The organism is Methylobacterium sp. 22177, assembly GCF_052045615.1.
Taxonomy (GTDB): Bacteria; Pseudomonadota; Alphaproteobacteria; order Rhizobiales; family Beijerinckiaceae; genus Methylobacterium; species Methylobacterium radiotolerans.
In genome coordinates this window covers 60,905-87,117 of the sequence record NZ_JBQEPK010000004.1, presented here as the reverse complement: position 1 = coordinate 87,117, position 26,213 = coordinate 60,905, and the positions used below count along the sequence as shown (strand labels likewise).

The 26,213-nt window shown below is 73.9% G+C and carries 23 protein-coding genes; 6 read left to right on the top strand and 17 right to left on the bottom strand.

What is annotated here, in order from left to right; translation table 11 throughout:
• Window positions 1–21 precede the first annotated feature (21 nt).
• From ACTJK8_RS06540 to ACTJK8_RS06505, 8 genes are all read right to left on the bottom strand, one after another.
• Complete coding sequence (locus tag ACTJK8_RS06540) at window positions 22–1,266, bottom strand: capsule biosynthesis protein (protein WP_024830223.1); 1,245 nt, start codon at window positions 1,264–1,266, stop codon at window positions 22–24.
• Between the two features lie 387 nt (window positions 1,267–1,653).
• Window positions 1,654–1,848 (bottom strand): ComEA family DNA-binding protein, encoded by a 195-nt coding sequence (locus ACTJK8_RS06535; RefSeq protein WP_012319063.1) that lies wholly within the window; start codon window positions 1,846–1,848, stop codon window positions 1,654–1,656.
• Between the two features lie 66 nt (window positions 1,849–1,914).
• Window positions 1,915–2,373 carry a response regulator gene (locus ACTJK8_RS06530; RefSeq protein WP_287081595.1) on the bottom strand — a complete coding sequence of 153 codons (459 nt, stop codon included), beginning with the start codon at window positions 2,371–2,373 and terminating at the stop codon, window positions 1,915–1,917.
• Window positions 2,370–3,488 carry a sensor histidine kinase gene (locus tag ACTJK8_RS06525; RefSeq protein ID WP_012319065.1) on the bottom strand — a complete coding sequence of 373 codons (1,119 nt, stop codon included), beginning with the start codon at window positions 3,486–3,488 and terminating at the stop codon, window positions 2,370–2,372. The genes ACTJK8_RS06530 and ACTJK8_RS06525 overlap by 4 nt, the downstream gene beginning before the upstream one ends.
• A 188-nt stretch (window positions 3,489–3,676) precedes the next feature.
• The gene (locus ACTJK8_RS06520; protein WP_440761722.1) at window positions 3,677–4,444 is read right to left on the bottom strand and encodes an FkbM family methyltransferase; all 768 of its coding nucleotides are present in this window, start codon (window positions 4,442–4,444) and stop codon (window positions 3,677–3,679) included.
• A 132-nt stretch (window positions 4,445–4,576) separates the two neighbouring features.
• Window positions 4,577–5,074 carry a peptide deformylase gene (locus tag ACTJK8_RS06515; RefSeq protein ID WP_029359510.1) on the bottom strand — a complete coding sequence of 166 codons (498 nt, stop codon included), beginning with the start codon at window positions 5,072–5,074 and terminating at the stop codon, window positions 4,577–4,579.
• Between the two features lie 86 nt (window positions 5,075–5,160).
• A complete protein-coding gene (locus ACTJK8_RS06510) occupies window positions 5,161–6,153 on the bottom strand; it encodes a sigma-70 family RNA polymerase sigma factor (protein WP_116656019.1) in 993 nt (330 codons plus the stop codon).
• Window positions 6,150–6,899, bottom strand: coding sequence for an SDR family oxidoreductase (locus ACTJK8_RS06505; RefSeq protein ID WP_440761721.1), 750 nt, complete (start codon window positions 6,897–6,899; stop codon window positions 6,150–6,152). The genes ACTJK8_RS06510 and ACTJK8_RS06505 overlap by 4 nt, the downstream gene beginning before the upstream one ends.
• 234 nt (window positions 6,900–7,133) lie before the next feature.
• On the opposite strand from ACTJK8_RS06505, the gene ACTJK8_RS06500 reads away from it, so the two are divergent.
• Complete coding sequence (locus ACTJK8_RS06500) at window positions 7,134–8,738, top strand: ATP-binding cassette domain-containing protein (RefSeq protein ID WP_440761720.1); 1,605 nt, start codon at window positions 7,134–7,136, stop codon at window positions 8,736–8,738.
• 57 nt (window positions 8,739–8,795) lie between these two features.
• On the opposite strand, the gene ACTJK8_RS06495 is transcribed toward ACTJK8_RS06500, so the two are convergent.
• The 4 genes from ACTJK8_RS06495 to ACTJK8_RS06480 form a co-directional block, all read right to left on the bottom strand.
• Window positions 8,796–9,752: an adenylate/guanylate cyclase domain-containing protein gene (locus ACTJK8_RS06495; RefSeq protein WP_440761719.1), complete on the bottom strand. Its 957-nt coding sequence runs from the start codon at window positions 9,750–9,752 to the stop codon at window positions 8,796–8,798.
• An 8-nt stretch (window positions 9,753–9,760) separates the two neighbouring features.
• Window positions 9,761–10,006: a hypothetical protein gene (locus ACTJK8_RS06490; protein WP_012319072.1), complete on the bottom strand. Its 246-nt coding sequence runs from the start codon at window positions 10,004–10,006 to the stop codon at window positions 9,761–9,763.
• A gap of 265 nt (window positions 10,007–10,271) precedes the next feature.
• Window positions 10,272–11,573, bottom strand: coding sequence for a glycosyltransferase (locus ACTJK8_RS06485; protein ID WP_012319073.1), 1,302 nt, complete (start codon window positions 11,571–11,573; stop codon window positions 10,272–10,274).
• Between the two features lie 160 nt (window positions 11,574–11,733).
• Entirely contained in the window at window positions 11,734–12,972 is a 1,239-nt protein-coding gene (locus ACTJK8_RS06480; RefSeq protein WP_029359505.1) for a cytochrome P450, read from the bottom strand.
• A 244-nt stretch (window positions 12,973–13,216) separates the two neighbouring features.
• Between ACTJK8_RS06480 and ACTJK8_RS06475 the strand changes: the two genes are divergently transcribed.
• The gene (locus ACTJK8_RS06475; protein ID WP_024830213.1) at window positions 13,217–13,456 is read left to right on the top strand and encodes a hypothetical protein; all 240 of its coding nucleotides are present in this window, start codon (window positions 13,217–13,219) and stop codon (window positions 13,454–13,456) included.
• A 39-nt stretch (window positions 13,457–13,495) separates the two neighbouring features.
• On the opposite strand, the gene ACTJK8_RS06470 is transcribed toward ACTJK8_RS06475, so the two are convergent.
• From ACTJK8_RS06470 to ACTJK8_RS06455, 4 genes are all read right to left on the bottom strand, one after another.
• On the bottom strand, window positions 13,496–14,353 hold the full coding sequence (locus ACTJK8_RS06470; RefSeq protein WP_012319076.1) for an alpha/beta fold hydrolase: 858 nt from the start codon (window positions 14,351–14,353) through the stop codon (window positions 13,496–13,498).
• Window positions 14,350–15,600 (bottom strand): multidrug effflux MFS transporter, encoded by a 1,251-nt coding sequence (locus ACTJK8_RS06465; RefSeq protein WP_440761718.1) that lies wholly within the window; start codon window positions 15,598–15,600, stop codon window positions 14,350–14,352. The genes ACTJK8_RS06470 and ACTJK8_RS06465 overlap by 4 nt, the downstream gene beginning before the upstream one ends.
• The gene (locus tag ACTJK8_RS06460; RefSeq protein ID WP_024830211.1) at window positions 15,591–16,874 is read right to left on the bottom strand and encodes a glycosyltransferase; all 1,284 of its coding nucleotides are present in this window, start codon (window positions 16,872–16,874) and stop codon (window positions 15,591–15,593) included. Before ACTJK8_RS06460 ends, ACTJK8_RS06465 begins: the two co-directional genes overlap by 10 nt.
• Before the next feature lie 147 nt (window positions 16,875–17,021).
• Window positions 17,022–17,324: a hypothetical protein gene (locus ACTJK8_RS06455; protein ID WP_053622695.1), complete on the bottom strand. Its 303-nt coding sequence runs from the start codon at window positions 17,322–17,324 to the stop codon at window positions 17,022–17,024.
• A gap of 375 nt (window positions 17,325–17,699) precedes the next feature.
• Between ACTJK8_RS06455 and ACTJK8_RS06450 the strand changes: the two genes are divergently transcribed.
• The 4 genes from ACTJK8_RS06450 to ACTJK8_RS06435 all read left to right on the top strand — a co-directional run bounded on the left by ACTJK8_RS06450 (window position 17,700) and on the right by ACTJK8_RS06435 (window position 25,336).
• A complete protein-coding gene (locus ACTJK8_RS06450) occupies window positions 17,700–18,461 on the top strand; it encodes a response regulator (protein ID WP_063110001.1) in 762 nt (253 codons plus the stop codon).
• 2 nt (window positions 18,462–18,463) lie between these two features.
• Window positions 18,464–19,513, top strand: coding sequence for a cytochrome-c peroxidase (locus ACTJK8_RS06445; protein WP_063110002.1), 1,050 nt, complete (start codon window positions 18,464–18,466; stop codon window positions 19,511–19,513).
• Window positions 19,510–21,972: a two-component system VirA-like sensor kinase gene (locus tag ACTJK8_RS06440; RefSeq protein WP_440761717.1), complete on the top strand. Its 2,463-nt coding sequence runs from the start codon at window positions 19,510–19,512 to the stop codon at window positions 21,970–21,972. The genes ACTJK8_RS06445 and ACTJK8_RS06440 overlap by 4 nt, the downstream gene beginning before the upstream one ends.
• A gap of 319 nt (window positions 21,973–22,291) precedes the next feature.
• Complete coding sequence (locus ACTJK8_RS06435) at window positions 22,292–25,336, top strand: PAS domain-containing protein (protein ID WP_440761716.1); 3,045 nt, start codon at window positions 22,292–22,294, stop codon at window positions 25,334–25,336.
• Between the two features lie 97 nt (window positions 25,337–25,433).
• On the opposite strand, the gene ACTJK8_RS06430 is transcribed toward ACTJK8_RS06435, so the two are convergent.
• On the bottom strand, window positions 25,434–26,180 hold the full coding sequence (locus ACTJK8_RS06430; protein WP_053622691.1) for an SDR family oxidoreductase: 747 nt from the start codon (window positions 26,178–26,180) through the stop codon (window positions 25,434–25,436).
• Window positions 26,181–26,213: the final 33 nt, after the last annotated feature.

Sequence of the window (26,213 nt, the reverse complement as noted above, 5' to 3'; positions counted from 1 at the left end):
GTGTGCCGGCCCGACCCGGGATCAGGTGATGAGCATGCGGCGGGTGAACATCGCGGCCGCGAACAGCACGGCGGCGGCGGCTGTGATGATGCTCGTCATCAGGATGCGGCGGGGCTCGGTCGAGGACCCGGCCTTGATGGGCTCCACGATCGGCACCAGGGCCACGACCTGCTGCTGGGCGACGATGCGGGCCCGGTCATAGGCCAGCTGCACGTCGCGATGATACTTCTCGGCGTTCTCGCGCTCGTGCTCGAGATCCTCGAACCGCGTGAGCGCGTCCGACAGGCGCCGCTTCTCCGTCGGCGCGGTGCCGGCCAGCTGCTGCTGGACCCGCGCGATGTTCGCGTCGAGATCACCGATCTGCTGCTTCAGGTCGACGATGCTGCGGGATTGCGGGCCGAGGTCCCGCTGGAGCACCGCGAGCTGGACGGCGAGCTTGGTGCGCGTCTCCCGCAGTTCCGAGACAGACTTGATGGTGGCGGTGTTCGACTTGATGACGTCGAGCACGCCCTCGCGGTTGCGCAGCTCGTTCAGGGCAGCGTTGGCCTTGGCCTCCCGCTCCTCCGCGAGCTTCAGGACGCGCGTGCTCACGTCGAGGGCGTCCTTCCGGGACGGCATGCTGAGCTCGTTCAGCATCCGCTCGGTGTCCGCCATGACCGCCTTGGTGATGGCGAGCGACTCGTCGGGATCGAAGGCCTCGACAGTCAGCGACATGATGCCGGACGCGGATTCGACGTCGACATCGACCCGGCGCCGCCAGTACCGCAGGAACTTCTCGACCGGCTTCTCAGGGTTGAAGCGGGAGAACATGTCGATGTCGTCCCGACCGAACCACGCGCGGATCGGGAGTTCCGCGGAGACCGCTTCGACCATCGGCCGGCTGTGGATGTACTCCTGCGCGATGAGCGTTTCCTGGGCGACGGTCGCCTTGATCACGCCGGCATTCGTGCCGACCGTGTCGGGTGTCGCCTTGTCGGCGGTTCCGATGGTCGGCCGGATCGCGAACCGCGCCTCGGTGACGTAGCGGTCGGAGGCGATCAGCCCGTAGTAGATCCCGGCGGCCAGGGTCGGGAGGACGAAGCAGACAACGAACAGGAGCGGCAGCCAGGGGTCGCTTTTGACGTGGCTCTGATAGGAGCGCACGCCCTTCTTGGTGTCGGGCAGGCCCGGGAGGCGCGCGAACTGCCGCAGCGACTGCGCGATCACCTTGTTCCGGTCGATGCCTTTCAGAGGCCTGCCCTGGGCTTTCTCGACCTGCATGTTCATCGTTGCTTCTCGAAGCTCGGGCTTGCGCGGGCATCGTCGGCCCGCGCGGCGTTCACACCGCTCGCGCAGCCCATCACACGGACAGGCGGCGAAAGCATGTCAGCCGCGATCCTCCGGGTTCGGCCGCGCCCGGCCATCCCGCTGGGCCAGCGGTCCCGCGATCCGCCGCAGGGGCAGATCCGTGCGTACGCGGGCGGTGCTGAACCGGTGCGACCCCGTGGGTCCGGCGCCGCAGCCGTTCCCGATCCTGTCGCGAGGTTTCGGAAGGACGGCGCCCCCGGTCGGGACCGCCGCACCATGCCCCTCTCCGGTACGGGAGAAGGGACCCGCGCCACTCGCGGCACGGGCTCGGCGATCGCCTCGGTCCCAGCCCGCTCGGAACCGGCGCTAAGGGTGTTCCGCGACCGTGACCTGATCGGCGATGCCGTCGGTCTTGCCGCTGAGGCCCGGCACCTCGTCGAGCTGCCGCAGGCTGGTGAACCGGCCGCGCTCCTCCCGGTAACGCACGATCTCGAAGCCGTGGCCCTTCAGGGCCGGAACGCTGTCCAGCTCCTCGGCCGTCGCCGTGTTGAGATCGATCATGGTAGTGCCCCTCCCTGCCGGTCGGCGCCGTGCCGTCGCTTCGGTCCCCGCATCGGCCCGGCCGCCTCAGCGGATGGGATCGGCGCGGAACTGCCCGTGGGCGGGCTCGGATGCCCGACAGCGGCAGGACGGCGGCAGGCTGGTCGGGTCCGCGCGGCACGCGTCCTCGCCGCTCAGCAGGCGGAGCAGCAGATGCTCGAGCGGCGCCGCCTGATAGGGCTTCTGAAGCACCGGAACGGCCTGATAGGCTGCGTCCAGGCCGTGCTGCCCGTACCCGGTGGCGAACAGGAACGGCGTCCCGCGCGCCAGCAGCAGGTCGGCGACCGGGTAGCTGCGCGCGTCGCCGAGATTCACGTCCAGCACCGCCAGATCGAACGCCTCGCTCCGGGCATGGGCCAGGGCCCTGTCGAGGCGCATCGCCACCACGACCTCGCAGCCCAGGTCGAGCAGCATGTCCTCGGCCAGCATGGCGACGAGGCTCTCGTCCTCGACCAGCAGCACCCGGCGTCCGGCGAGCGGCGTCATGGCGCGCGCGGTCCTTCGACCGTCTCCTGGCCGATCCAGCCGAGGCGGGTCAGCGGGATCCGCATCTGGCAAGTCACGCCCGCGGGCGCGTAGGTGATCGCCGCGCTGCCGTCGAACTCCAGCGGCAATTGCCGCTCGATGAGCCGTGAGCCGAACCCCCTGCGGGTCGGGGGCGCGACCGGTGGGCCGCCCCGCTCCTCCCAGAGCAGGTCGAGCTGCTGCCGGCCGTCATCCCGGTCGTGCAGGGACCACGTCACCGCGACCTGGCCTTCGGGCGTCGACAGGGCGCCGTACTTCGCCGCGTTGGTCATCAACTCGTGCAAGGCCATTGCCAGCGTCACTGCCACCTTAGGGTGCAATCGCGCGTCCGGTCCCTGTAACCGGAAGCGGCCGGGATCGACCTCTGCCAAAAGGTGGGGGGCGAGCGCGCGCTCGACCACGCTGCGGAGGCTGGCGCTCTCCCAATTGTCCTCGACCAGCACGTTGTGGGCGTTTGACAGGGCGGCCATCCGGGCGTCGAAGACGGCGCGCGCCGTCTGGTCCGTCTGCCCCCGGAAGGTCTGCGCGGCGATCGACTGCACGGTGGCGAGGGTGTTCTTCACCCGGTGATTGAGCTCGTTGATCAGCAGGCGCTGGCGCTCGGCCGCCGCCTTCTCGTCGCTGATGTCGCGGACCTCGATGATCGTGCCGATGATGTTGGTCGCGTCGTCGCGGATCGGGCTGGCGGTGAACGCGACGGGGAAGAAGTGCCCGTCCCTGTGCACGAACACCTCCTCGCCCCGCTCCTGGTTGTTCTCCGGGAAGGCGCGGTCGATCGCGCACTCCTCCAGCGGGAACGGCCGGCCGTCCGGGTAGCTGTGGTGGACGATGTCGTGCAGCGGGCAGTCGCGGGCGAGAACGTCGCGCAGCGTCCAGCCGGTCAGCTGCTCGGCGGCGCGGTTCATGTAGATGCAATGCTGGCGGTCATCCATCAGGAAGATCGACACGGAGGCGTTGTCGAGGACCGCGTTGAGGCGACGCTCGCTCTCGAAGAGCTGGCCCGATCCGCGACGCAGGCTCACCAGCGGCGCGCTGGCGGCGGACGAGGATTGCAGCGGCTGCCGCGATTTCGGCACGGTCACGACCCTTCACGCGGGTTGGTCTGAGATACCCTGCGCGCGGTCCTGACGGACCTTCGGGACTGGGCACGATGGACGGACGGCCACGCCGGACGGCGCAGAAGCGGGAGCGTGCAACGCACCATGCGCGGCGCTTGTTCCGCCGCGTGATCCGGACCGGTCGCGCTGTCCCGCCCGGGTCCGGATCACGCGGGTCCAGGCACCGGGCGGAGCGCGAACATCGCGCCCCAGTCCGGTCGACGCTCCTGCGGGACGAGGAAGAAATCCCACGTCACGCAGTCGCTGACCGCGAGCCACGTGCTCGCGTCGTCGATCAGGTTTCCCGTGATGTCCGCGCAGATGTAGCCGTGGCTCTCGGCGAACCGGTAGAGGGAGTCCTGCGCGTGCCCGTAGGCGGAGTAGCCGGCCCAGCCGTACTCCACGCTGACGATCGGGCGGCATCGCCGGAGGAGCTGGGCCGCGCCGCTCAGGGCGTTCAGCTCCCCGCCCTCGATGTCCATCTTGATGTAGGCCACCGCGGGGAGATGACCGAGGATGGTGTCGAGCCTCGCCGTCCTGACCGTGATCGTCTTCGACGTGATGGCGGGACTGCTGAAGTAGCGGGCGCGGAGCCCGCTCTCGCCGGGCACGCTGGCGACCGTGAATGCGGTCCGCCCCGCGGTGTCGGAGAGGGCGACGTCGTGCAGCTCCACCTCGGGCCGCCGGCCGAACCGCCGCGCCAGGTCCTTCATCAGGAACGGGATCGGCTCGAAGGCGTGGACCTTGCCGGTCGGACCGACGAGGTCGGCGAACGCGACGAGGTGGAGCCCGGTATGGGCGCCGACATCGACGACGACGTCACCCGGGGCGAGGAAGCGGCTGTAGCCCTGCCGCAGGATGCGCTCGTAGTCCGGGACCTGACCGGTCTCGTGAACCGCCTTGAAGGCGGTGGCGGCGGCCACGGCAGGATGCATGCGCAAGGTCCGTTCTGCGGAGACAAGTCCGGAGGGCTGGCGACGTCGCCCTCATCCTAGCCCTCCCTGCGCCGGCTCCGCCAGCACGCTCGCGGCGGGGCGCCGGCTCCCGCCGGCGGGGCCCGGACCTGTCTAGGCGGGCCGGCCCTTCTCGAACCGCTTCAGCAGCCGCTCGCGCTTCAGCCGCGACAGGCGGGCGATCCAGAACACGCCGTCGAGCTGGTCGATCTCGTGCTGGAGGACCGCGGCCGGGAAGCCCTCCGTCTCCGCCTCGCGGGCGGACCCGTCGAGGTCGCGGTAGCTCAGGCGGATGCGGGCGGGCCGGGCGATCCGCTCGCGCACCCCCGGCATGCTGACGCTGCCCTCGTCGTGGGTTGCCGTCTCGGGGGACGCCCAGGACACGACGGGGTTCACGTAGATGCGGGCGCTCTCGTCCGGCGACATCCGGACCACCACGAGGCGCGCGGGGACGCCGATATGCGGGGCCGTCAGGCCGATGGCGCTCTCGGCCATGAGCGTGTCCCGGACGTCGTCGGCCAGGGCCTGCAGGGATGGCCCGAACGCGTCGACCGGCTCGGCCGGGCGCGTCAGGCGCGGATCGGGAAACAGGACGAGCGGGCGCGCCGGCATGGTTGATCAGTCCGCGTGGGTCGGTCCACCTGCGGCGACGCGAGGGCCCGCCGCGCGCCATGCAAGCCGCGCCGCGGGGCGGGTCGTCAAGACGGGCCCGCTCGGGTCGCGGCCGCGCCGCCGCGCGTCGGCCCGGCCGCGACGGCGCGCGCGACGTGGCGGAGCTTGTCGGGATTGCGCGTGACGTAGATGGCGTCGATCCGGCCGTTCTCGATCGCGAGGGCGGTCGTCTGCAGGAGGCCGCCGCGCTCGCGGCTGACATAGCCCGGAAGCCCGTCGATCCACACGAACGCGACCAGCGCCGCCCGGCCGTCACCCCACTTGCGCCGCACGCCCGCGTAGAGCCGGAGCAGGCGCTCCAGCCCCCGGATCGGATTGATGAAGGCGAGCACCTTGCCGCCCCCGTCCGAGGACAGCGTCACGCGGTCGGCGAGCAGCGTCCGCAGCCGCGCGACATCGCCGCTCGCGGAGGCCTCGAAGAACGCCCGGGCGACGCGCTCGCCCTCGTCGCGGGTCACGGGATAGCGCGGGCGCGCGGCCCGGACGTTCCGGCGCGCGCGCGCCGCGAGCTGGCGCACCGCCGGCGGCGCGCGCCCGAGCGTCTCCGCGACGTCGCCGAGCGGCAGGCCGAACACGTCGTGGAGCAGGAAGGCCGCGCGTTCCAAGGGGGACAGCCGCTCGAGCGCGAGCATCAGCGTCAGGGTGAGGTCGTCCTCGTCCACGCCGTCCGCCGCCGCCTCGACCAGCGGCTCCGGCAGCCAGGGGCCGACATAGCTCTCACGCCGCGCGCGCGCCGACTTGATCTGGTCGAGGCAGAGCCGCGTCACGACGCGCGCGAGGAACCGGTCGGGCGCCGCGACCCCGGTCCGGTCCGCCGCGACCCAGCGCAGCCACGCGTCCTGCACGACGTCCTCGGCCTCGCTGCGCGAGCCGAGCATGCGGTAGGCGATGCGGAGGAGCCGGGGGCGGTGGGCCTCGAAGGTGGCGGTCCCGTCCCCGTGCACCGGCCGCGCGACCGGATCGGACGCCCGGACGCGTCGCGGCCGGACCTGTCCGCGGGGACGGTCGGGTCCCGTCATGCCGTCGCGATCCAGGTCTCGAAGCGCGTGCCGCCGAGGCGGGCCGCCGCCCCGTCGTCGGGAACCAGGGAGCCCCGCGCCAGCGGGGCGCCGAAGTAGCGGGCCGCGTTGTCAACCGTCACCGCGCGGCCGTCGCCGGCGGCCGCCATGCGCCGGGCGATGAACGCCCGGAACGACGAGCGCTCCGGCCCCGCGACGTCGATCGTCCCGTCGGCGGGCGCGCCGACCGCCACCGCGGCGAGCGCCGCGGCGACGTCCGTGGCCGCGATGGGCTGGAAATCCGCGTCCGGCACGACGATCCGATCCCCCACCGCGAAGGCCTCGGTGATCGTGGCGATGAACTCGAAGAACTGCGTCGCGCGGACGATGGTGTAGGGGAGGCCCGAGGCCGCGATCCGCCGCTCCTGCGCGACCTTCGCCCGGAAGTACCCGTTGCCGTCCAGGCGGTCCGTGCCGACGATCGAGAGGGCGACGTGGTGCTTGAGGCCCGCCTGCCGGCCGGCGGCGAGGAGGTTGCGGCTCGAGCGCTCGAAGAAGTCGAGCACCGCCGCGTCCTCGAAGGAGGGCGCGTTCGCGACGTCGACCACGGCGTCGGCGCCGACGAGGACCTCGGCGAGGCCGTCGCCGGTCACGGCGTCGACGCCCGTGCTCGGAGAGGCGGGGACGGCCTCGTGGCCCGCGCGCTCCAGCTCGGCCGTCAGATGCCGGCCGATCAACCCGCTGCCGCCGATCACCACGATCTTCATGTTTCCCGTCTCCGGCGCGGACCGGGCCGAGCGGCACCCTGCCGCTCCGGCCTCCCGGTCGGCGACGAGACGATGCAGCGTCCCGGTTTGTGACATCCCGGCGAAAAAAGCGACGGCGGCATTGCGGGAGGGCGCGGCCGGCGCTACGGAGGCGCCCCGCCGGAGCCGAGACGCCGATGAGACTGACCCTGACTGCAACGCCGCCCCGCCTTGCCGCCAGGACCGTCTCTCCGCATGCCAGCACAGCTCGCCCTCCTGAACGTCGCGTGGACCGCGCCTGACGGGCGCCCGGTCCTCTCCGGCATCACCGCCAGCTTCGCGCGGGAGCGGACCGGCATCGTCGGCCGCAACGGCGCCGGCAAGAGCACGCTCCTGAGCCTCCTCGCGGGCCGCCTCGCGCCGACGAGCGGCACCGTCCACCGCGACGGCACGGTCGCGCTGCTGCGCCAGTTCGCGGGCCCGACCGCGGACGAGACCGTCGCCGACCTGTTCGGCGCGACCGCGGGCCTGGCGCTGCTCCGCCGCGCGGAGACCGGTGCGGCGGAGGCCGACGAGCTCGCCCTCGCCGACTGGACGCTCGCGGAGCGCCTGACGGGAGCGCTGGCGCGGACGGGCGTGCCGGTGAGCCCCGACACGCCGCTGCGGCGCCTCTCCGGCGGGCAGCGCGCCCGCGCGGCGCTCGCCGCGGCGATCTTCGCCGCGCCGGATTTCCTGCTCCTCGACGAGCCGACCAACGATCTCGATCGCGACGGGCGGCGGGCGGTCCGCGAGGTGCTGCAGGGCTGGCGCGCCGGCGCGGTCGTGGTCAGCCACGACCGGGCCCTGCTGGACGCGATGGACGCCATCGTGGACCTCGCGCCGGCGGGGGCGACCCGCTACCGGGGCAATTTCGAGGCCTTCCGGCAGGCCAAGGCGACGCGCCTCGCCGCGGCCGAGCACGACCTCGCGGTCGCCGAGAAGCGGGCGGCGGACCTCGCCCGCCGGGCGCAGGAGCGGGTCGAGCGCCAGCAGCGCCGCGACGCGGCCGGGCATCGCCGCTCCGCGAAGGGCGACTTGCCCCGCATCCTGGCCGGGGCCCGCCGGGACAACGCCGAGCGGACGGCGGGCGGGAGCGCGCGCCTCACCGAGCGCCAGCGCGCCGGCGCCGAGGCCGAACTGATCGAGGCCCGGGACCGGATCGCGTCGGTGAAGCCGGCCGCGATCGCGGTCCCGCCGAGCGGGCTCCACGCCGACCGGCGCGTCCTCGCGCTCACCGATGTGACGGTCGGCTACCGGCCGGGACAACCGGTCCTGAGGGCCGTGTCCCTCGCGGTCACGGGTCCGGAGCGCGTCGCCCTCTGCGGGCGGAACGGGTCGGGGAAGTCGACCCTGCTCGCCGTGGTCGCCGGCCGCCTCAGCCCGTGGTCGGGCCGCGTGTCGGTCGGCGTGCGCGCCGCGCTGCTCGACCAGCGCCTCGACCTGCTCGACCGCGACCGGACCGTGGCCGAGAACTTCGCGCGTCTCAACCCGGGGGAGGACGCGAACGGGTGCCGGGCGGCCCTGGCGCGATTCCAGTTCCGGTCGGCCGCCGCCGACCGCCCCGTCGCGGCGCTGAGCGGCGGCGAGCAGGTCCGGACCGCCCTCGCCTGCGCGCTCGGCAACCGCGCGCCCCCGCCCCTCCTGCTCCTCGACGAGCCGACCAACCACCTCGACCTGGACGCGGTCGCGGCCCTCGAGGCCGGGTTGGCGGCCTATGACGGCGCGCTCCTCGTCGTCAGCCACGACGCGGCCTTCCTGGACGCGCTGGGGATCACCCGGCGCGTCGACCTCGACGATCTCGCCGAGGCACCCCGCGCGTGAGGGCGGCATCCGGAACGGCGGCGGGCCGCGGTCGCCGCCCCCTGCCCCGCCGGGTCTTCAGGACGCGCCGGTTCGTTCCGCACGCGTCCGCGGCGGGTCGAGCCGGAGGGTGAACAGGCGCAGGACGGTGCGGGCGCCGCGCACCGGCCCGACGGCGATCAGCCGCGCCCCGCCGGACGGCGCGGCCCGCACCACCGCCTCCGAGGCGAGGCAGTCGCAGGGCAGCGCGCGGGTCATCTGTTCCAGGCGACGGGCCACGTTGACGGTGTCGCCGACCGCCGTGAACTCGATGCGCTCCGTCCCGATGACGCCGATGAAGACCGGGCCGCGATGCAGTCCGATGCCGAGCCGCACCGGCGGCTGGCCGGCCTCCCCGCGCTCCCGGCTCCAGGCCGCCATCGCGGCCGCGAGCGCGCGCGCCGCCGCGACGGCGCGCTCGGCGTCCCCGGCCGCCGCGTCCGGCACGCCGAACACCGCCATCACCTCGTCGCCGACGAACTTGTCGACGAGCCCGCCCGCCGCCTCGATCGCGCGCGCGGCGCGGGACCGGAACGCGGCGAGGAAATCCGCGACCTCGCCGGGCGCCATGCCCTCGCAGAGGCGGGTGAAACCGCGGATGTCGGCGAAGAGCACCGTCGCCTCCTGCTCCCAGCCGGGGCGCCGGGCGGCGCGATCCGTCTCGGCGACCCATCGGGCGACCGTCGGCGCGGTCAGGCGCGCGAGGTTGTTCCGCTGGCGCGTCGCGGCGCGCGCGGCTCCGCGCAGGCGCTGCACCCGCAGCGAGAGCCACGCCAGGGCGAGGCCGCCGAGCCCGAGGGTGACCGGCTCCGGCGTCGTCGTGGCCGCGAGCGCCAGGAGCAGCGGCAGGGGCGCCGCGGCGAGGAGCCGGCCGTGCTCCGCCGCCGCGACGGCGAGGCGTCGGCGGATCGGGGCGGTCCCCGCCCGTCGCCCGGCACCCCCCGCGCGGCCGGGACAGGCGTCCGCTCTGTCCGCGCGGGGCTGCCGGAGCGCCATCGCGGGCATCAGCAGCCCGTGCAGACGCGGCCGATGATGCGCTGGGCGCGCGCGTGCTCGCGCGCCACGGCGGGGGAGCGGAGGTCCAGATCCGTCCGGAACGGGCGTGCATGGATGATCGCCGCGAGGCGCTGAACGTCGGGCTGCGCGAAGCGCGGGACCGGCTGCGCCCGCGCCTCGGTCGGGGCCGCCAGGACCATCAGCAGCGTCCCGATCGCGGGGGGCGCGGCGGAGCGTGTGCGGTGAGATTTCATGATCTGGTGCTCCTCGTGGTGGAGGAGACAAAGTAAAAACCCGATCTTTCACCGCGATTTCGGCGGATCGGAAAACAATGACAGCAGAAATGTGGCGCGATCGACGGGTGTGCTCAGGATCGTTGCCGGGACGATCGCGACCGGAGATCGGACGCGTCGCCCCGAGACGCGAACGGCACCCGGTCCGCCGGACCGGGTGCCGTGATGGGCGCGGATGAGAGGGTCGTCCGCGCCGGGACGGCCCTCGGGTCGGGTGCGGGACCGGTCAGGCGGCGCTGCGCGCGCGGCCGCCGTGGCTCGACAGGAGCCGCAGGATCTCGGCCTTCGCGTCGTAGGTGGCGAACTCGGCGGCGAGGCGCCGCGCCTCCCGGCGATGGCCGGGCGCGTCGAGCACGGTCCGCACCGCCTGCCGGATCGCCTCCGGCGCCGGGTCGTTCGCGGCGAGGTCGATCCCGGCACCCGACCACGCGATGCGGGCGTTGACGTCGGCCTTGTCCTCGGTGAGGCCGGCGGCGACGAGGGGGATCCCGTGGCTCAGGGCCTGGTTCACGCTCCCGTAGCCGCCGTTGGTCACCATGGCGTCGACCCGTGGCAGCAGCCACTCGAAGGGCAGGTAGGGCGAGAGCCGCGCGTTGGCGGGGATCGGGCCCGGGATGGCGTCGAGCCCCCGGCCGCCGCCCGTCACCACGGTCAGGATGTCGGGCTCATCGGCGAGGGCCCGGAGGGCGGGGCCGACGAGCAGGCCGAAATCGTGGTTCGCGACCGTGCCCTGCGTGACCAGCACGACCTTGCGCGCGCCGTCGAGGTCGGCCGCCCAGGGCGGGAGCGCCGCCTGCCCCGGGACGATCGGCAGCGCCCCGATGAAGCGCACCGTCGGCGGCAGCGGGAAAGGGTACTCGAAGCTCGGGACGGTGAGCTGCAGGTAGGTGTCGGCGAGCCGCACCACCGCGTCGAACAGCGGCCAGGGCGGGGCGGCGCGCCCGAGTTCCGCCAGCTTGGCGGCGAGGCTCAGCCCGACCGGCCGGTCGACCGCCGCGTCGTAGGCCTCGGCGATGCGGCCGTAGGCGGCCTCCTGCTCGGGCGTCTCGGCCGGCGGGAGGCCCAGGAAGGCCGGAGCCCGGTCGGGCCGCGCGCAGTGCAGGATCGAGGTGCCGCACAGGACGATGGCGGGGCGCTCCGCGCGGGGCCCCAGGAGCGATGGCAGCACGCCGAAGAACATGTCGTCGCCGATCACAACCGAGGCCGGGAAGGCCCGCAGCGCCGCGCGCAGGCCGCGCGCCTGGTCGGGGATGCGGTCGACAAAGATGCGCTCCATGGCGACGCGCAGCCAGTCCGGCCCCGGCGCGATCTGGGCCAGCTCGGGCACGACGGCGCGGAGGTCGCGGCCGTCGAAATCGGCCGCGCCCGGCAGGGCCATGAAGCGGGCGCCGGCCGCCACGACGCGGTCGCGGAAGGCCGAGCCCGAGAGGACCATGACCTCGTGACCGTCGGCGGTCAGCATGTGGGCGATCGCGAGGAGGGGATTGAGATGGCCCGTGGCGGGCGTCGAGCAGAGGAGGACCTTCATCGCATGTCCTTTCCGTGTGGGACGTGAGGGCGCCGCGCGATCGCGGCACGATCGTCGGGGCGTCCGGGAGCGAGGCTGGGGGCGGCCCGTTACGGCGTGGCTGCGGCGCGGAGCCGAAGTGGCTACGGCTGCAACGGGCGCGCGGGAGGCGGCGCGGGCGCTAGGCGGCGACCCGCAGCGCGTCGATGCGGCGGATGCCGCTGTGGCCCCGGAGGACCGGCATCGCACCGGTCAGGCGCAGGCGCGGGGCGAGGCGCAGCACGGCGCCCAGCCCCTCCTCCAGCTCGATCCGTGCCAGGGCCTCGCCGATGCACCGGTGCGCGCCACCGCCGAAGACCGGGTGGAGGCGCGGGAGGTCGGTGCGCCGGATGTCGAAGGTGTCGGGACGGGCGTAGACCGTCTCGTCCCGCATCGCCGACAGCGTCGAGAGCAGCATCAGGCTCCCGGCCGGCACGACGTGCCCGTCGAGGGGGATGTCCTCCCGGGCGACGCGTCCGGCGGACCCGGCGCTCGGCTCGTAGCGGAGGGATTCCGCCACCGCGGCCGGGATCAGCTCGGGATCGCGGCTGACCGCCGCCCACTGCTCGGGATGCTGCAGCAGCAGCGCCACCTGCATGGCGCCGGCGACCCGGGTCGTGTCGGTGCCGCCGATGATCATCTGCACGAGCTGGATCACCACCTCCTGCGGCGTGAGCTCGCCGGCCGCCTCGGCCTCCGCGAGGAAGCGCGACAGGAAATCGTCGCGGGGCGCCGACCGGCGCGCGGCGAGGATCGCGGCCACGTAGTCCTGCAGCGCGACCGCCGCCGCCTCGAGGTCCGGGATGTCCTCCGGTCCGAAGGTGAAGCTCAGGACCCGCGAGACCTCGTAGGCGAGGTGCGTGAACCGGGGAATGTCGTCGCGCGGCAGGCCGAGGATGTCGGCGATGGCCTGGGCGGGGATCTGGGCGGTGTAGCGCGCGACGAGGTCGACCTCTCCGTCCCCCAGCCAGTCGCGGACGAGGCCCTCCGCGGCGACGCGGATCCGGGGGCGCAGGCCTTCGATCAGGCGGGCCGCGAAGGTGCGGGTGAAGGGCGAGCGGCGCCGGCGGTGGACCGCGCCGTTGGCGGTGAGCATGCCGTGCGCGAAGATGTCGAACAGCGCGCCCTCGGGGATCGCGCGCGATTCCGGATAGAGCGTCTCCGTCGCCTGGGCGCGGGGGTCGCGCATCAGCAGATCGACGTCGCGGGCGCGGAGGATCAGGACGCCCGCGATCTCGTGGCCGACGAAGGGCAGCCTGGGCCGCCACGCCCGGAACACGCCGTGCGGGTCGGCCTCGAGCTCCGCCACCGTCAGCGTCGGGACATCGGCCGGGGAGCCGGGCGGCCCGGCCTGTCGGGTCAGATCTTCGGTCGCATTCATCCGGAAATTCTCGCTGCTGTGTTGCGCGAGAACTCTCGGAAGCCCGAGCTACAGGATGATTGCGGGAGCTTGGCCGATGATTACAGCCATAACATTCGGCGTTCCGGCGGGCCGGGCACCCACGCGCCCGCCTTGTGCGGAAGAGCACGCCGGGCGCCGCGGGTTTGGTGTGTGAGATGTTCCGAAATCATGCCGTAACTTAACGCTCCGAAAAAGGCGCCGCTTCGCAGAAGGAGAAGTCCTCATGGTTGCAGGGCGGGCGAATACGGACGACGTCTTCGAGACGCTGCTCCGACGGACGATCACCGACTTCGTGATGGGCGGTATGGACCACGGGGTCCCGGACGAGGACCAGCTCATCGTCCGTCTGAGACACTACGCGCTGCGGGCGCGCGAGGAGCAGCTGAGCTCCCAGACGCTCCAGGTCATCTCGTCGGCGCGGCGCCTCCTGGGCGACCGGACGGAGGCGGGCCGGGCGTCCTGACGCGCCCCGCCCGTCCGGCGACGGTCCCGCGGCGTCCCGCTACGGCCCGCGCGGCCTCAGGCCGACCGCCAGGAAGCGCTCGATCATCGCGTTGACCTGCTCGGCCACCTCGATCGTGTTGAAGTGGCCCGCCAGCAGCGTCTGGGCGGTCACGAGCTGCGGGCAGAGCTCCCGCAGCCGGTCGAGGTCGCGGGCCGCTGCCACCAGCGGCACGTCCGCCGAGATGTAGGCCATCGGGATGCGGCAGGCGCGCGCGGCCGGGACGGGGTCGTGACCCAGCACCATGTCGCGCAGCGCCGCGTAGGCGACGTGCTGCGGCGTCCGCTGGCAGCCGCCGAGGATGAACGTCTCGAAGATCGCCTTCCGCCTGGCCGGGTGGTCGTAGTCGCCGCCGATCGCCCAGGCCATCTCCCGGACGACGGACCGGTAATCCGGGCCGCCGACGCCCGCCAGCAGCCCCTCGATCGCGCCGGCGCCCGCCCTGTCCGCCGACGGCAGGACGATCGAGTCGATCATGACGAGGCCGGCGGCGAGGTCGGGGTGGCGGCCGCACAGCTCCAGCGCCACCGCGCCGCCGAAGCTGTGGCCGATGACGATCGGCTTCACGAGGCCCAGCGTCCGGCACTGCCACGCGACGTCCTCGGCGAAGCCCGCGACCGTGTAGGCCCGCTCCGGCGCGTCGCTCGCGCCGTGGCCGCGCAAGTCGACCGCCACGACGCGGCGCGTCTTCGCGAAGTGCCGGATCTGCGGCGTGAAGATGCCGTGATCGCCGGTCCAGCCGTTGATCAGCAGCAGCGGCTGCCCCTCGGGGGTGAGCGGCCCGGCCTCGATATGGGCGAGCCGGCCGTCCTCGCGGGTCAGGTAGAGGGGCGGCCAGGGGGGCGGGTCGAAGATCATGCGGGTTCTCCGTGGGGCTGGGAGGGGGCGCGGGGTGCCGATCGGGCGAGACCCGCGTGGGCGGCGGCGGCCGTGAGGCAGCAGCCGAGCATCGCGGCGGCCATCGACAGGGCGGACCGGCCGTCGAAGAACCGGGCCACGAGATCGCTGGCGATGGCCGCCGCGAGCATCTGCAGGAAGACCGCGACGGCGCTGGCCGCGCCCGCGTCCTCCGGGTTGCGCTCCGTCGCGCCGTGCATGGCGTTGGGCGAGACGAGGCCGAAGGCCAGGGCCACGCCGACCATCGCGGCGATCACCGGCAGGGCCGCGGGCGGCCGGGCCAGCGCGGCGACGAGGAGCGCGGCCGCCGCGCCCGTCGCCAGGGCGAGGCCGGCGGCGATCACCCGCGGCGGGGGGACGCCCCGGGCCGCGAGCCGCCCGTTCAGGAAGGCGCCCGCCATCACCGACAGGGAGCTCGCCCCGAAGACCAGCCCGTAGGCCAGCGGGTCGAGGCCGAGGGCGTCGACGAAGACCAGCGCCGAGCCGGTGATGTAGGCGAAGACCGCCCCCGCCGCCGCGGCGTTGCACAGGGCGTGGCCGAGGAAGACCCGGCTCGCCAGAATCCGCCCGTAGCCGCGCAGGATCCCGGAGGCCGGCCCGGGATCCGCGGCGCGCCGCAGGGGCTCGTCGACGTGCCGGATCGCCACCAGGGCCGCCAGGGCGGCGGCGACCGGCGCGGCGTGGATCAGGCGCCAGCCGCCGAGATGCATCAGACCGGCGCCGAGGGTCGGGGCCACCGTCGGCACCACGTTGATGGTGAGGACGACGAACGACATCCGGGCGCGCGCCGCCTCGCCCTCGAACAGGTCGCGCACCATCGCGAGGACCGCCATGCCCGGGCCCGCCGCGCCGATCCCCTGCACGGCCCGGAACAGCAGGAAGTCCGGCAGCGTCCGCGCCGCGCCGCAGCCGAGGCTGCCGACGACGAGGAGGAGGCAGCCGCAGACGATGGCCGGCTTGCGGCCCAGCCGGTCCGAGACCGGACCGTAGACCAGCAGCGCGCCGCCGAAGCCGAGCAGGTAGACGCCCATGGCCGCGCCCATCGCGGTGGCCGGGACATGCAGCGCGGCCGCCGTGTCCGACAGGCTCGGCAGGATCATGTCGATCCCGAAGGTGGGGAGCGCCGCCAGCAGCCCGAGCAGCGCCGAGAAGGCGGCCGAGCCGGGGCGGATGCGGGGATGCGCCGGGGTGGCGCGGGTCAGGCCCAAAGCCGGTCTCCGCCCCGAGCGACACCCCGGGCCCCGGGATCCCGGCGCGCCGCCACCATCGCGTCGATCTCGCGGACGAGGCCGCCCGCGTCGAGATCCGCCCGCACGGCCGCCCCGAGGGCCTCGGCGGCCCTGCGGAAGCCCGGCTCCGCCAGGAGCCGGCGCGCCGCCGCGGCGATCTCGGCCTCGTCCGCGCCGGCCGGAAGGCGCAGGCCCGCGCCGCGCAGGGCGACGCGGGCGGCGTTGTCGGCCTGGTCGCGGGCCAGGGGGATCACCAGCAGCGGCACGCCGTGCAGCAGCGCCCGGCTGACCGTGCCGTGACCGCCCTGGCACACCACCAGATCGGCCCGCGCCATCAGGGCGTCGTGGGAGGCGGCCGCCACGACCCGGACGGCGGCGGGAGCGTCCAGGTCCGCGGCCCCGACATTCGGGCCGGTGGTCACGACGGTCTCGGCCTCGACCGTCCCGACGGCGCGCGCGACCCGCCGCAGCAGGGCGGTCTGGTTCTGGGCGCCGGTGCTGCCGGCGACGAGGATCCGCGGCCGCCGCGCCCCGGGCCACGCGGTCAGCGCGCCGCGGGACCAGCCCGGCTCGTCGAGCAGCGGGCCGATGTAGCGATAGTTGGCGGGCAGCGCCTGCGTGTCGAAGTCGAAGGCGCGGCTGACGGCCAGCAGGACGCGGTCGGCGCGATCGAAATGCGCGAAGGCGCTGGCGACCGGCGGCAGCCCGAAGGCGCGCCGCGCGGCGTTGAGCGCCGGCCGACCCTGCTCCATCGCCGACACGATCGCGGCCGTCGCCGCGTCCACCGCGTCCCGCTCCGCCTCGGTCCGCGGCGGCGTCAGGCCGCTCGCGGCGGGCGGGATGCCGGGGAGCGGGCGGATGCTGATATGCGGCGACAGGACCGCGTGCGGCAGGTCGGCCGCCTCGGCCGCCAGGGCGCAGCCGGGCAGGAGGTCGAGGCTCAGGACCGCGTCGGTCGGGAGGCGGCGGATCTCGTCGAGCGTGTCGGCCGCGTAGGCGCCCGCCGGGGCGAACATCGTCCGGCGCAGCCAGTCGGCGAGATCCGAGAAGTCGGCCGGATCGGCATCGAGGCCGGTCGGGGCCCGGCGCCACCCGACGAACGGGAAGGCCGCGGCCTCGACCTCCCCGCACATCGCCGGGTCGGCCATGACGCGCGGGCGGTGCCCCGCGCGGCGCAGCTGCCGGGCCGCCGTGAGTACAGGGCTGAGGTTGCCCGTGGTGCCCCACGAGATGCAGAGGACGTTGAGCGACATGATCTGGATGTCCCAAGATGATCGCGGGCGGGCGTCATGCCCGCCCTGCTCGGGGGCACGTCCCGCGGCGCAGGCGCGGTGAGGCCGCGACGAGGCGGACCTGGCTGGATCGATCTGGATGAGGTTGCTCTGTCGACAGCGGAGAGATCAGAGCGCGTGCCGATTCGTGCTGCTGATATCGCGCAGGAAGTCGACGTAATCCGGGTGGATACTGTGGATGCACCCGCCGAACGCGAAGCTGACCACCAGCGCGTCGAGCAGCCGTCGTCCGAGGCCGCCGCGCGCCGGTTGCGACGCGGCGACCGGAGACGAGATCGGACCGTCGCGCTCCCGCGGCGGGCGTCGCGGCGGCCCGACAAGGTCAGCCGGCGCATTCCGGAAGTCGGGCCCGGACTTGCCGAAGTGTCGCCGACGGCGCGGGCGGATTTCTAGGATCGCGGCGTCAGGCATGGTCACCTCTCTATTGCGAGAGCGTGATCGTGATTTTCGCGAGTTACATCCCCGTGTCCGGGCAAGATGTTTTCCGTTACAACGGTAACGGGTCCGAATTTCGTTGGTTCGATACGGTACGGGACCGTTCGAATGCTCGCGCTGTGCTGTCACGCACAATGCGAAGGGCGCAATCTTTTAGGGGGCGTGATATCAACTCGGCCGTGTAAGGCCCGATGACCGGACGCGCCCAGGTAGGCCGCCGGGGCGGACCGGCGACGGACGCGAAGGTCTTCCGGTCGGCGATATCCGCCCGACCGGACACTCCTCCCGCCCCGGGAGCCGGCGCGTCGAGATCGTGCCGTCGCGGCGAGCCGCCGCGAACCGGAGGTGGCCATGATCGAATCCAGTCTGGACCGAGTTCAGGGTCGGAGCGCGCGCGCCGGCGCGACCCGCATCCTCCTCGTCGAGGACGACGCCGGCATGCAGCGCATCGTCTCGGACCACTTCGCCGATCACGACGTCGCCGTGACCGCGGCGACCGACCGGGCGGAGGCGGAGAAGCGGCTCGCGGAGGCCGAATTCGACCTCGTCGTGCTGGACCTGCGGCTGGGCTCGGAGAACGGGCTCGACCTGCTGCGCGACCTGCGCACCCGGAGCGACCTGCCGGTGATCATCACCACCGGCCATCGCCGGGACGAGATCGACCGGGTGATCGGCCTCGAACTCGGTGCCGACGACTACCTCGTGAAGCCCTACGGCCTGCGCGAGCTGCTCGCGCGGGTGCGGGTCATCCTGCGCCGCGCCGAGGTGGCGCCCGCCCCGGCGCGGGTCCAGGAGCCCCACCGCAGCCGCTTCGCCGGCTGGGTGCTGGACCGGCGCCGCCGGCGCCTCACCAATCCCGACGGCGCGGAGGTCGCGCTCAGCAAGGGCGAGTACGCGCTGCTGGTGGCCTTCCTCGACGCGCCCCAGCGCCCGCTGAGCCGCGAGCAGCTCCTCCAGGCCACGCGCGTCCACGAGGACGTGTTCGACCGCAGCATCGACGTCCAGATCCTGCGGCTGCGCCGCAAGCTGGAAGCGGATCCGAGCGCGCCCCGCCTGATCGTCACCGAGCGCGGCGTCGGTTACGTCCTCACCGCGACCGTCGAGAAGCTGTAGCCGTGGCCCGGTTCCGTCCCGGCCGCGGCCGCGTCGCGGTCGCCGCGCTCCTCGCCAGCGCGCTGGCGATCCTCGCGGCGGCCGCCCACGAGAGGCCGCACGAGGGGCCGCACGCGGGGCCGGCCGACGCCGAACTCTCCGCCGAGGCCGCGGATGCCCTGGGGGTGATCACGCCGGTGCCGGGCACCCTGGGGGCGGACCCGGACCGGGCCGCCATCGGCCGGCTGCTCTTCACCGACACGCGGCTGTCGCGCGGAGGCGACCGGGCCTGCATCACCTGTCACGACATCCGCACCAGCGGCGCGAGCGCGGTGCCCCGGAACCTGACCGCCGACGGCACGCCGGTTCCGCGCAACACGCCGACGGCCTTCAACGCGGCGCTCAGCTTCCGGCTGGGCTGGGCCGGCGACATCCCGAGCCTGCGCGAGCAGGCCGAGCTCGCCCTGACGCGGCCCGAATTCCTGGGCGGCTCCTGGCCGCGGATCCTCGACACGGTCCGCGACGACCCGGTGCTCGCCCCGATGTTCCAGGCCGCCTACGGCCGCGTGGCCGACCGGGAGGCGGTGATCGACGCGATCAACAGCTTCGAGCGCACCCTCCTCACCCCGGACAGCCGCTTCGACCGCTGGCTGCGCGGCGACGCCCGCGCCATCACCGGCCCGGAGCGGGCGGGCTACGACCTGTTCCGACGGATCGGCTGCGCGGCGTGCCACCAGGGCGTCAATGTCGGCGGCAACCTGTTCGAGAAGGTCGGGATCTTCGTCACGATCCCCAACAAGGTCGCCGAGGTACTGCGGGTGCCGAGCCTGCGCAACGTCGCGGTCACCGCGCCCTACTTCGACGATGGCGGCGTCGCCACGCTCCCCGAGGCGGTCCGGCTCATGGCGCGGGCGCAGCTCGGCCGGGAACTCACCCCGGCGCAGGTCGACGGGATCGTCGCCTTCCTGGGAACCCTGACCGGCACCTACGAGGGCCGGCCCCTGACCGCGCCGCCGGCGCCCGGCGCGGGGTTGCAGGACGGCGCGCGCCCGGACGGCAAGCCGCAGCTATGAGACTGACCCTGCAGGCCGTCACGCTCGGCGCGCTGCTCGCGGCGCTGCTGACATGGCTCCTGATCAACGGCAGCGGCGGGATGGAGGCCGCCTACGTGGCGACCCAGCGGACCGTCGACGCCCTGGCGCTGGCCGAGTCGCGCATGCAGCACGATGTGCTGCGGGCCCGGACCGGCCTGCTGCGCAACTACGATCCGATCGTCGCGCACCTGCGCGAGATGCAGAAGGCCGTGGCCGACCTGCAGGCGAGCAATGCCGGGGATGCCGATGTCCGGGTGCTGGCCGAGGCGGTGGACCGGGAGGCCGAGATGGTCGAGCGGTTCAAGACCGGCAACGCCCTGGTGCAGAACTCGATCGCCTACTTCGACTCGCTCAGCGACCGTCTGTCCGAGTCCGACATCGCTCCCGGGCTCGCGCGCGCGGTGGCCGCGCTCCAGATCCGGGTCTCGGAACTCGTGCGCGACTCGACGCCGGCGCGCCTCGCCGACATCCGGAGCCGCCTCGAGACGCTGCACGCCGCCGACGGGGCGGCCGCCCGGGCCGGCGACGTCGACGCCATCGTCCTGCACGGGCGGCAGCTCCTGGAACTGCTGCCGCACGTCGACGCGGTCACGCGCTCGCTGCCGGCCTCGTCGAGCGAGGCGGCCCGCGAGGCGCTCCTGGACGCCCGCCGCGGCCTCCGCGACCGGCGCCAGGCCCGGGCGGACGGGTTCCGCCTCGCGCTCTACGCCGTCGCCCTCGCGCTCCTCGCCCTCGTGGTCCGCGTGGGCCTGCTGATGCGGGCCGGGACCCGGATCCTGCGCCGGACCGTGGCCTTCCAGACCGTCGTGGCGCGGGCGGCGAACCGGTTCCTGGCCAGTCAGCCCGACGAGACCGCCACGCGCATCGTGGACGTCCTCGCCATCGTGGGCGAGGGGCTCGACACGGATCACGGCTACGTCCTCATGCTCGACGGCACCGGCGCGGTTTACCTCTGGAACCGGCCCGGCCTCGCGCCGCCGAGCGGCTGGCCGGTGGCGCAGCAGGCTCTCGTGCACGACGTGGCGGCCGCCGCCAGCGATCTCATCTTCGTCGAGGTGGCGGACGAGACCGGGCCGCCGGCCCTGCGCCGGTCCCTGGCCGCGCGCGGCGTCGTCTCGTGGGCCTGCGCGCGGCTGCGCCGGGGCGAGCGCATCGTCGGCCTGCTCTGCTTCGAGCGCACCACCTCCGGCCTGCCGCCGTGGCTGCGGCACTCGCGCGGCCTGCTGCAGGTCGTCGCCGACAGCTTCGCGGCCGCCCTGGAGCGGCAGCACGTCTGGGCAGAGCGCCGGGAGATCGAGGCGGCCCTGCGCCGCGCGCAGCGGCTCGAGGCCATCGGCACCTTCGCGAGCGGCGTCGCCCACAACATCAACAACGTCCTCAACGTCATGCTGGGCCATGCCGAGATCGCCGGGGACGCCCTGCCGGCCCATCCCGGTCGGGCGGCCGAGCATGTCGGGCTGCTGGTCCAGGCCGGCGGCCGCGCGCGCGAGATCGCCGGCCAGATCCTCGATTTCGGCCGCCGCGGGCGCTCCGCGCAGTGTACCAGCGCGGCCGACGCGGTGGTCCACGAGACCGTGGCGCAGATCCGCGCCTCCACGGCCGGCCCGGCCACGATCGAGCTCTCGGGCACCGCGGAGGGCGCCCGCGTCGGCGGCGAGCCGGCGCAATTGCAGCAGGTGGTCCACAACCTCATCCGCAACGCCGTCCAGGCCTCCGAGCCGGGCGCGGCCGTCGACGTGCGGCTCGACCGCGTCGCCCTGCCGGGTCCCGGCGCCCTGACCCACGGTACCCTGCGGCCGGGCAACTACGTGCGGATCCGCGTGTCCGACACCGGCCGCGGCATGGACGAGGCCACGCTGGCGCGGATCTTCGAGCCGTTCTTCACCACCCGTCCGGCCGGGACCGGCCTGGGGCTCGCCACGGCCTACGAGTTCGTTCAGGAGCACGACGGCGCCTTCGACGTGCGCAGCGCACCGGGCCGGGGCAGCGCCTTCGCGGTTTGGCTGCCCGTGATCCCGCAGGTCGAGGGCGGGGCGGCGGCCGGCGGGACCGTGATGCTGGTCGGGCGCACGCCCGGGTCGGTCCAGGACGACGAGGAGACGTTGGCCGCCCTGGGCTACGAGCCGGTCGGCTACGCGGATCCCGAGGCGGCCCTGGCCGTCCTCCGGCGGGATCCGCAGCGGTTCGATCTGCTGATCGTCGAGAACCGTCTCGCCGATTCCTCGGGCCTCGCCTTCGCGCACCGGGCCGCGGAGATCTCCGTGCGGCCGATCGTGCTCTCGCTGTCGGCGACCGACGCGGTGCAGCCGGAGGTGCTCGCGGCGGTTCCCATCGCCGACATCGTCCGGCGGCCGTGGCGCTCGAACGCCCTGGCGCTGACCCTGCAGGGCCAGCTCGCCTCCACCCGCCCGGCGCGCGGCCCGGCCGCCGTCTCCTGAGGGGCCTGGACGGCGCGCGGCCCGGCTTGTCCGGTCCCCGGCTGTATCAGGATTCTGCGAGGCGGGGATCGCGATCGCGGACCCGGCTTTGACAAGCTCGGCGTCTCGTGGGACCGCTCTGGCATGCCGGGCGACCAGATGCGCGATGCCGCCCCGACGACCGAACGGACCGGGTCGACCTTCGCGGTAACCTCCGCGTGCGATGATCCGCCGGCGCGCGCCGCAACGCGGCCGGCCGCCCGAGGGAGCGGGCGAGACCGGCATCCGACCCCGTCGCCCCAGGATTCCCCGATGCCCTTCGAAGCCGCGCCAGGACGTCATGCACGGCAGATCTGACGCCCCGATCCGCGGCCCGGCCTTCCTGGCCGACGGCGGCGCGATGGGCGTGCTCCTGGGCGCGCACGACTGGGACAGTACGCCCCTCGGCGCGCCGCTCGCCTGGGCCGAATCCCTGAAGACCCTCGTCGCGGTCATGTTCGGCGCGAACCAGCCGATGTTCATCGTCTGGGGTCCGGAGCGGCGGCTCCTGTACAACGATCTCTACGCGCAGATCCTCGGCGGGCGGCACCCCGCGGCCCTCGGCCGGGACTACCTCGAGGTCTGGGGCGCGATCGGGGCCGGTCTCGCCCCCCTCGTGGAGAGGGCCTATTCCGGCCGCCCGGTCCACACGGCGGATGGCGAGCACGTCCTCCACGACGGGGGCGACGGGGCCGGCGCGGCGCGCTTCGCCCTCTCCCTGGTGCCCGTCCGGGACACGGCGGGGCACGTCGCCGGCCTCTACGGGGCCTGCACGGCGCTCGCCGGCCAGGAGCCCGCCGCGCGCCGTCCGCGCGAGACGGAGGCGTCGCTTCGGGACAACGAGGAGCGGCAATCCTTCCTGCTCGATCTCAGCGACACGCTCCGCCCGCTGACCGCGTCGGCGGAGATCGTCGAGGTGGCCTCGCGGCGCCTCGGCGAGCGCCTCGGTGCCAGCCGCGTCTTCTACGCCGAGATCTGCGGCAGCCTGATGAAGGTCGAGCGCGAATACGCCCGGGGCGTCGGCTCGATCGTGGGGGAGCATTCCCTGGCCGCGTTCGGCCCTGACCTGCTGGCCGCCTACCGCGACGGGAACGTCGTCGCGGTCGAGGACGTGGCCGCCGATCTCCGGTTCAGCGACGCGGCGCGCGCCGGCCTCGGGTCGCGCGAGGTCGCGGCCTTCGTCGACGTCGTGCTGTTCCGCGGCGCTGAGTGGGTCAGCCTGCTGGCGGTGCAGAGCGCGGTCCCGCGCGCCTGGACCACCGCCGAGGGTAACCTGATCCGCGACGTCGGCGAGCGCGTGAAGGCGGCGATCGAGCGCGCCCGCGCCGAGGCGGCCCTGCGCAAGAGCGAGGAGCACCTGGCGGCGATCTTCGCCGGCGCCTCCGTCGGCCTGTCGGAGGTGGATGCCGCGGGGCGCTTCCTGCGTGTCAACACCGAGTTGTGCCGCATCCTCGACCGGCCGGCCGAGGCGCTGCTGCGGCTCGGCATCGGCGACGTGACCGATCCCGCGGACCGGTCGCCGAGCGCGGCCGCGATGGCGCGGGCCCTCGAGACCGACCGCAGCGTCGCCCTCGACAAGCGGTATCGCCGCCCGGACGGCAGCGCGATCTGGGCGAGCAGCAGCATCCGGCGCCTCGACGACGCGGACGGCAGGCTCAAGAGCCTGCTGATCGTCACGGCCGATCTCAGCCGGCGCAAGGAGGCCGAGCAGCGCTTGGCCGAGAGCGAGCGCCGCCTCCAGCACCTGAACGAGACCCTGGAGCTGCAGGTCTCCGAGCGCACCGCGGAGCGCAATCTCTTCGCCACGATCGTCGAGAGGACCGACATCATGGTGATGGCGGCCGATCTCGACTACAACATCCTGGCGATCAACAAGGCGAATGCCGACGAGTTCGCGCGCATCTACGGCGTGAGGCCGAAGGTGGGCGACAACATGCTCGACCTGCTGGCCGATCAGCCGGAGCACCAGGCGCAGGTGCGGGCGGTGTGGGGACGCGGGCTCGCCGGCGAGGAGATCACCCTGGTCGAGGCGTTCGGCGACGCCGGGCGGGCGCGTCCCCACTACGAGATCAGCTTCCGCACCCTGCGCGACGCGCGGGGCGCGCGCGCGGGCTGCTACCAGTTCGTCGTGGACGTCACCGAGCGCCTGCGCGGCCAGGCCGAGCTGGCCCAGGCGCAGGAAGCGCTGCGCCAGTCCCAGAAGCTGGAGGCCGTCGGCCAGCTCACCGGCGGCGTCGCGCACGACTTCAACAACCTGCTGACCATCATCCGCTCGTCCGTCGACTTCCTGCGCCGGCCCGATCTGCCGGAGGTCCGCAAGCGCCGCTACCTCGACGCGGTCTCAGAGACCGTCGAGCGGGCCGCGAAGCTCACGGGCCAGCTGCTGGCCTTCGCGCGCCGTCAGGCCCTCAAGCCCGAGGTGTTCGACGTCGGCCAGAGGGTGCGGGCGATCGCCGACATGCTCGACACGCTGACGGGCGCGCGGGTGCAGGTCGTGACCGAGGTGCCGGAGACGACCTGCCTGATCCGCGCGGATGTGAGCCAGTTCGAGACCGCGCTCGTCAACATGGCGGTCAACGCCCGCGACGCGATGGACGGAGAAGGGACGCTGATCCTGCGCGCGACTTGCGGCGCGGCCCTGCCGGCCATCCGCGGCCATGCCGGGTCCCAGAAGCCCTTCGCGGCGGTGTCGCTGATCGACACCGGCACGGGCATCCCGCCCGAGCAGATCGGGCGGATCTTCGAGCCGTTCTTCACCACCAAGGAGGTGGGCAAGGGGACCGGCCTCGGCCTGTCCCAGGTGTTCGGCTTCGCCAAGCAGTCGGGCGGCGACGTCGACGTGCGCAGCACCCTCGGTGCCGGCACCGCCTTCACCCTCTACCTGCCGGAGGTGCGGTCGCAGGAGCGTCCGGCCGGTGACCGCCTGCAGGATGCGGACCGCGCGCCGCTCGGGAGCGGGCAGCGCGTCCTGGTCGTGGAGGACAATGTCGGCGTCGGGCAGTTCGCGACACAGATCCTGGAGGATCTGGGCTACCAGCCGACCTGGGCGGCCAACGCCGAGGAGGCGCTGGACGAACTCGGCCGGGCGGGGAACCGGTTCGACCTGATCTTCTCGGACGTGGTGATGCCCGGCATGGGCGGCGTCGCGCTCGCGCAGGAGCTGCGGAGGCGCGCGCCGCAGGTGCCCGTGGTGCTGACATCGGGCTACAGCCACGTGCTCGCGCAGTCGGACGCCCACGACTTCACGTTGCTGCACAAGCCGTACTCGGCCGAGCAGCTCAGCCGCATCCTGCATCAGGCCCTGGGCCTGGGCCGGACGGCCGGCGCGTCCGCGGATCCGTCCTGAGCCCGGGCTTCCGCGTCGGGATCCCCGACCTCCGGTCCGGGGCCGGCGCGGTTCGCCGCCGCCCGCACTCCGCGCGCACTCCGTCCTCAGCCCGCCCTCAGCCCGCCCTGGCCCACGCCACCGCGTCGGCACCGGCCGGCAGGCGCGTGGGGCATGACGGGTCCGTCGCCGCGCGCCACACCGCCTCCGCCACGTCCGCGGGCCGGGTCAGGTCCTCGTCCGCCTGCTGGAAGCCGGCGAAGACCTGCGCGGCCACCGCCGCGTAGGCCTCGGGGATGTCCATGCCCATGCGGGCGCGCGCGTTGGCGCCGAACGCGGTCTCCGGGGCGCGGCCGGGGATGACCAGCCGCGCGCGCACGCCGAACGGTTCGAGTTCCAGCGCCAGGGACTCGGTGAAGGCGTTCACCGCCGCCTTGCTCGCCGTGTAGACCGACAGCAGATGCAGCGGGCGCTGCGTCACGCTCGACGTCACGTTGACGACGACGCCCGCACGGCGCTCCCGGAACTGCGGCAGTACGGCCCGGGTCATCGCGATCGTGCCGAGGGTGTTCGTCTCGAACACCTCCCGCGCGGCGTCCATCGAGACGCCCTCCAGCGCGTTCAGGAGCCCGACGCCCGCGTTGTTGACCAGCACGTCGACCGGTCCGGCGGCCGCGATTGCGCGGGCGACGCTGTCGCGGTCGGTCACGTCCAGCGGCAGGAGGCTGAGACGATCGGACGGCGGCAGCAGATCGCCCCGCGGCCTGCGCATCGTGGCGACCACGCGCCAGCCACGCGCGAGGAAGGTGCGGGCCGTCTCCAGGCCGAAGCCGGACGAGCAGCCGGTGATCAGGATCGTGTTCATGGGAATTCCCGTGCAGATGGGGCAACGGGGTGA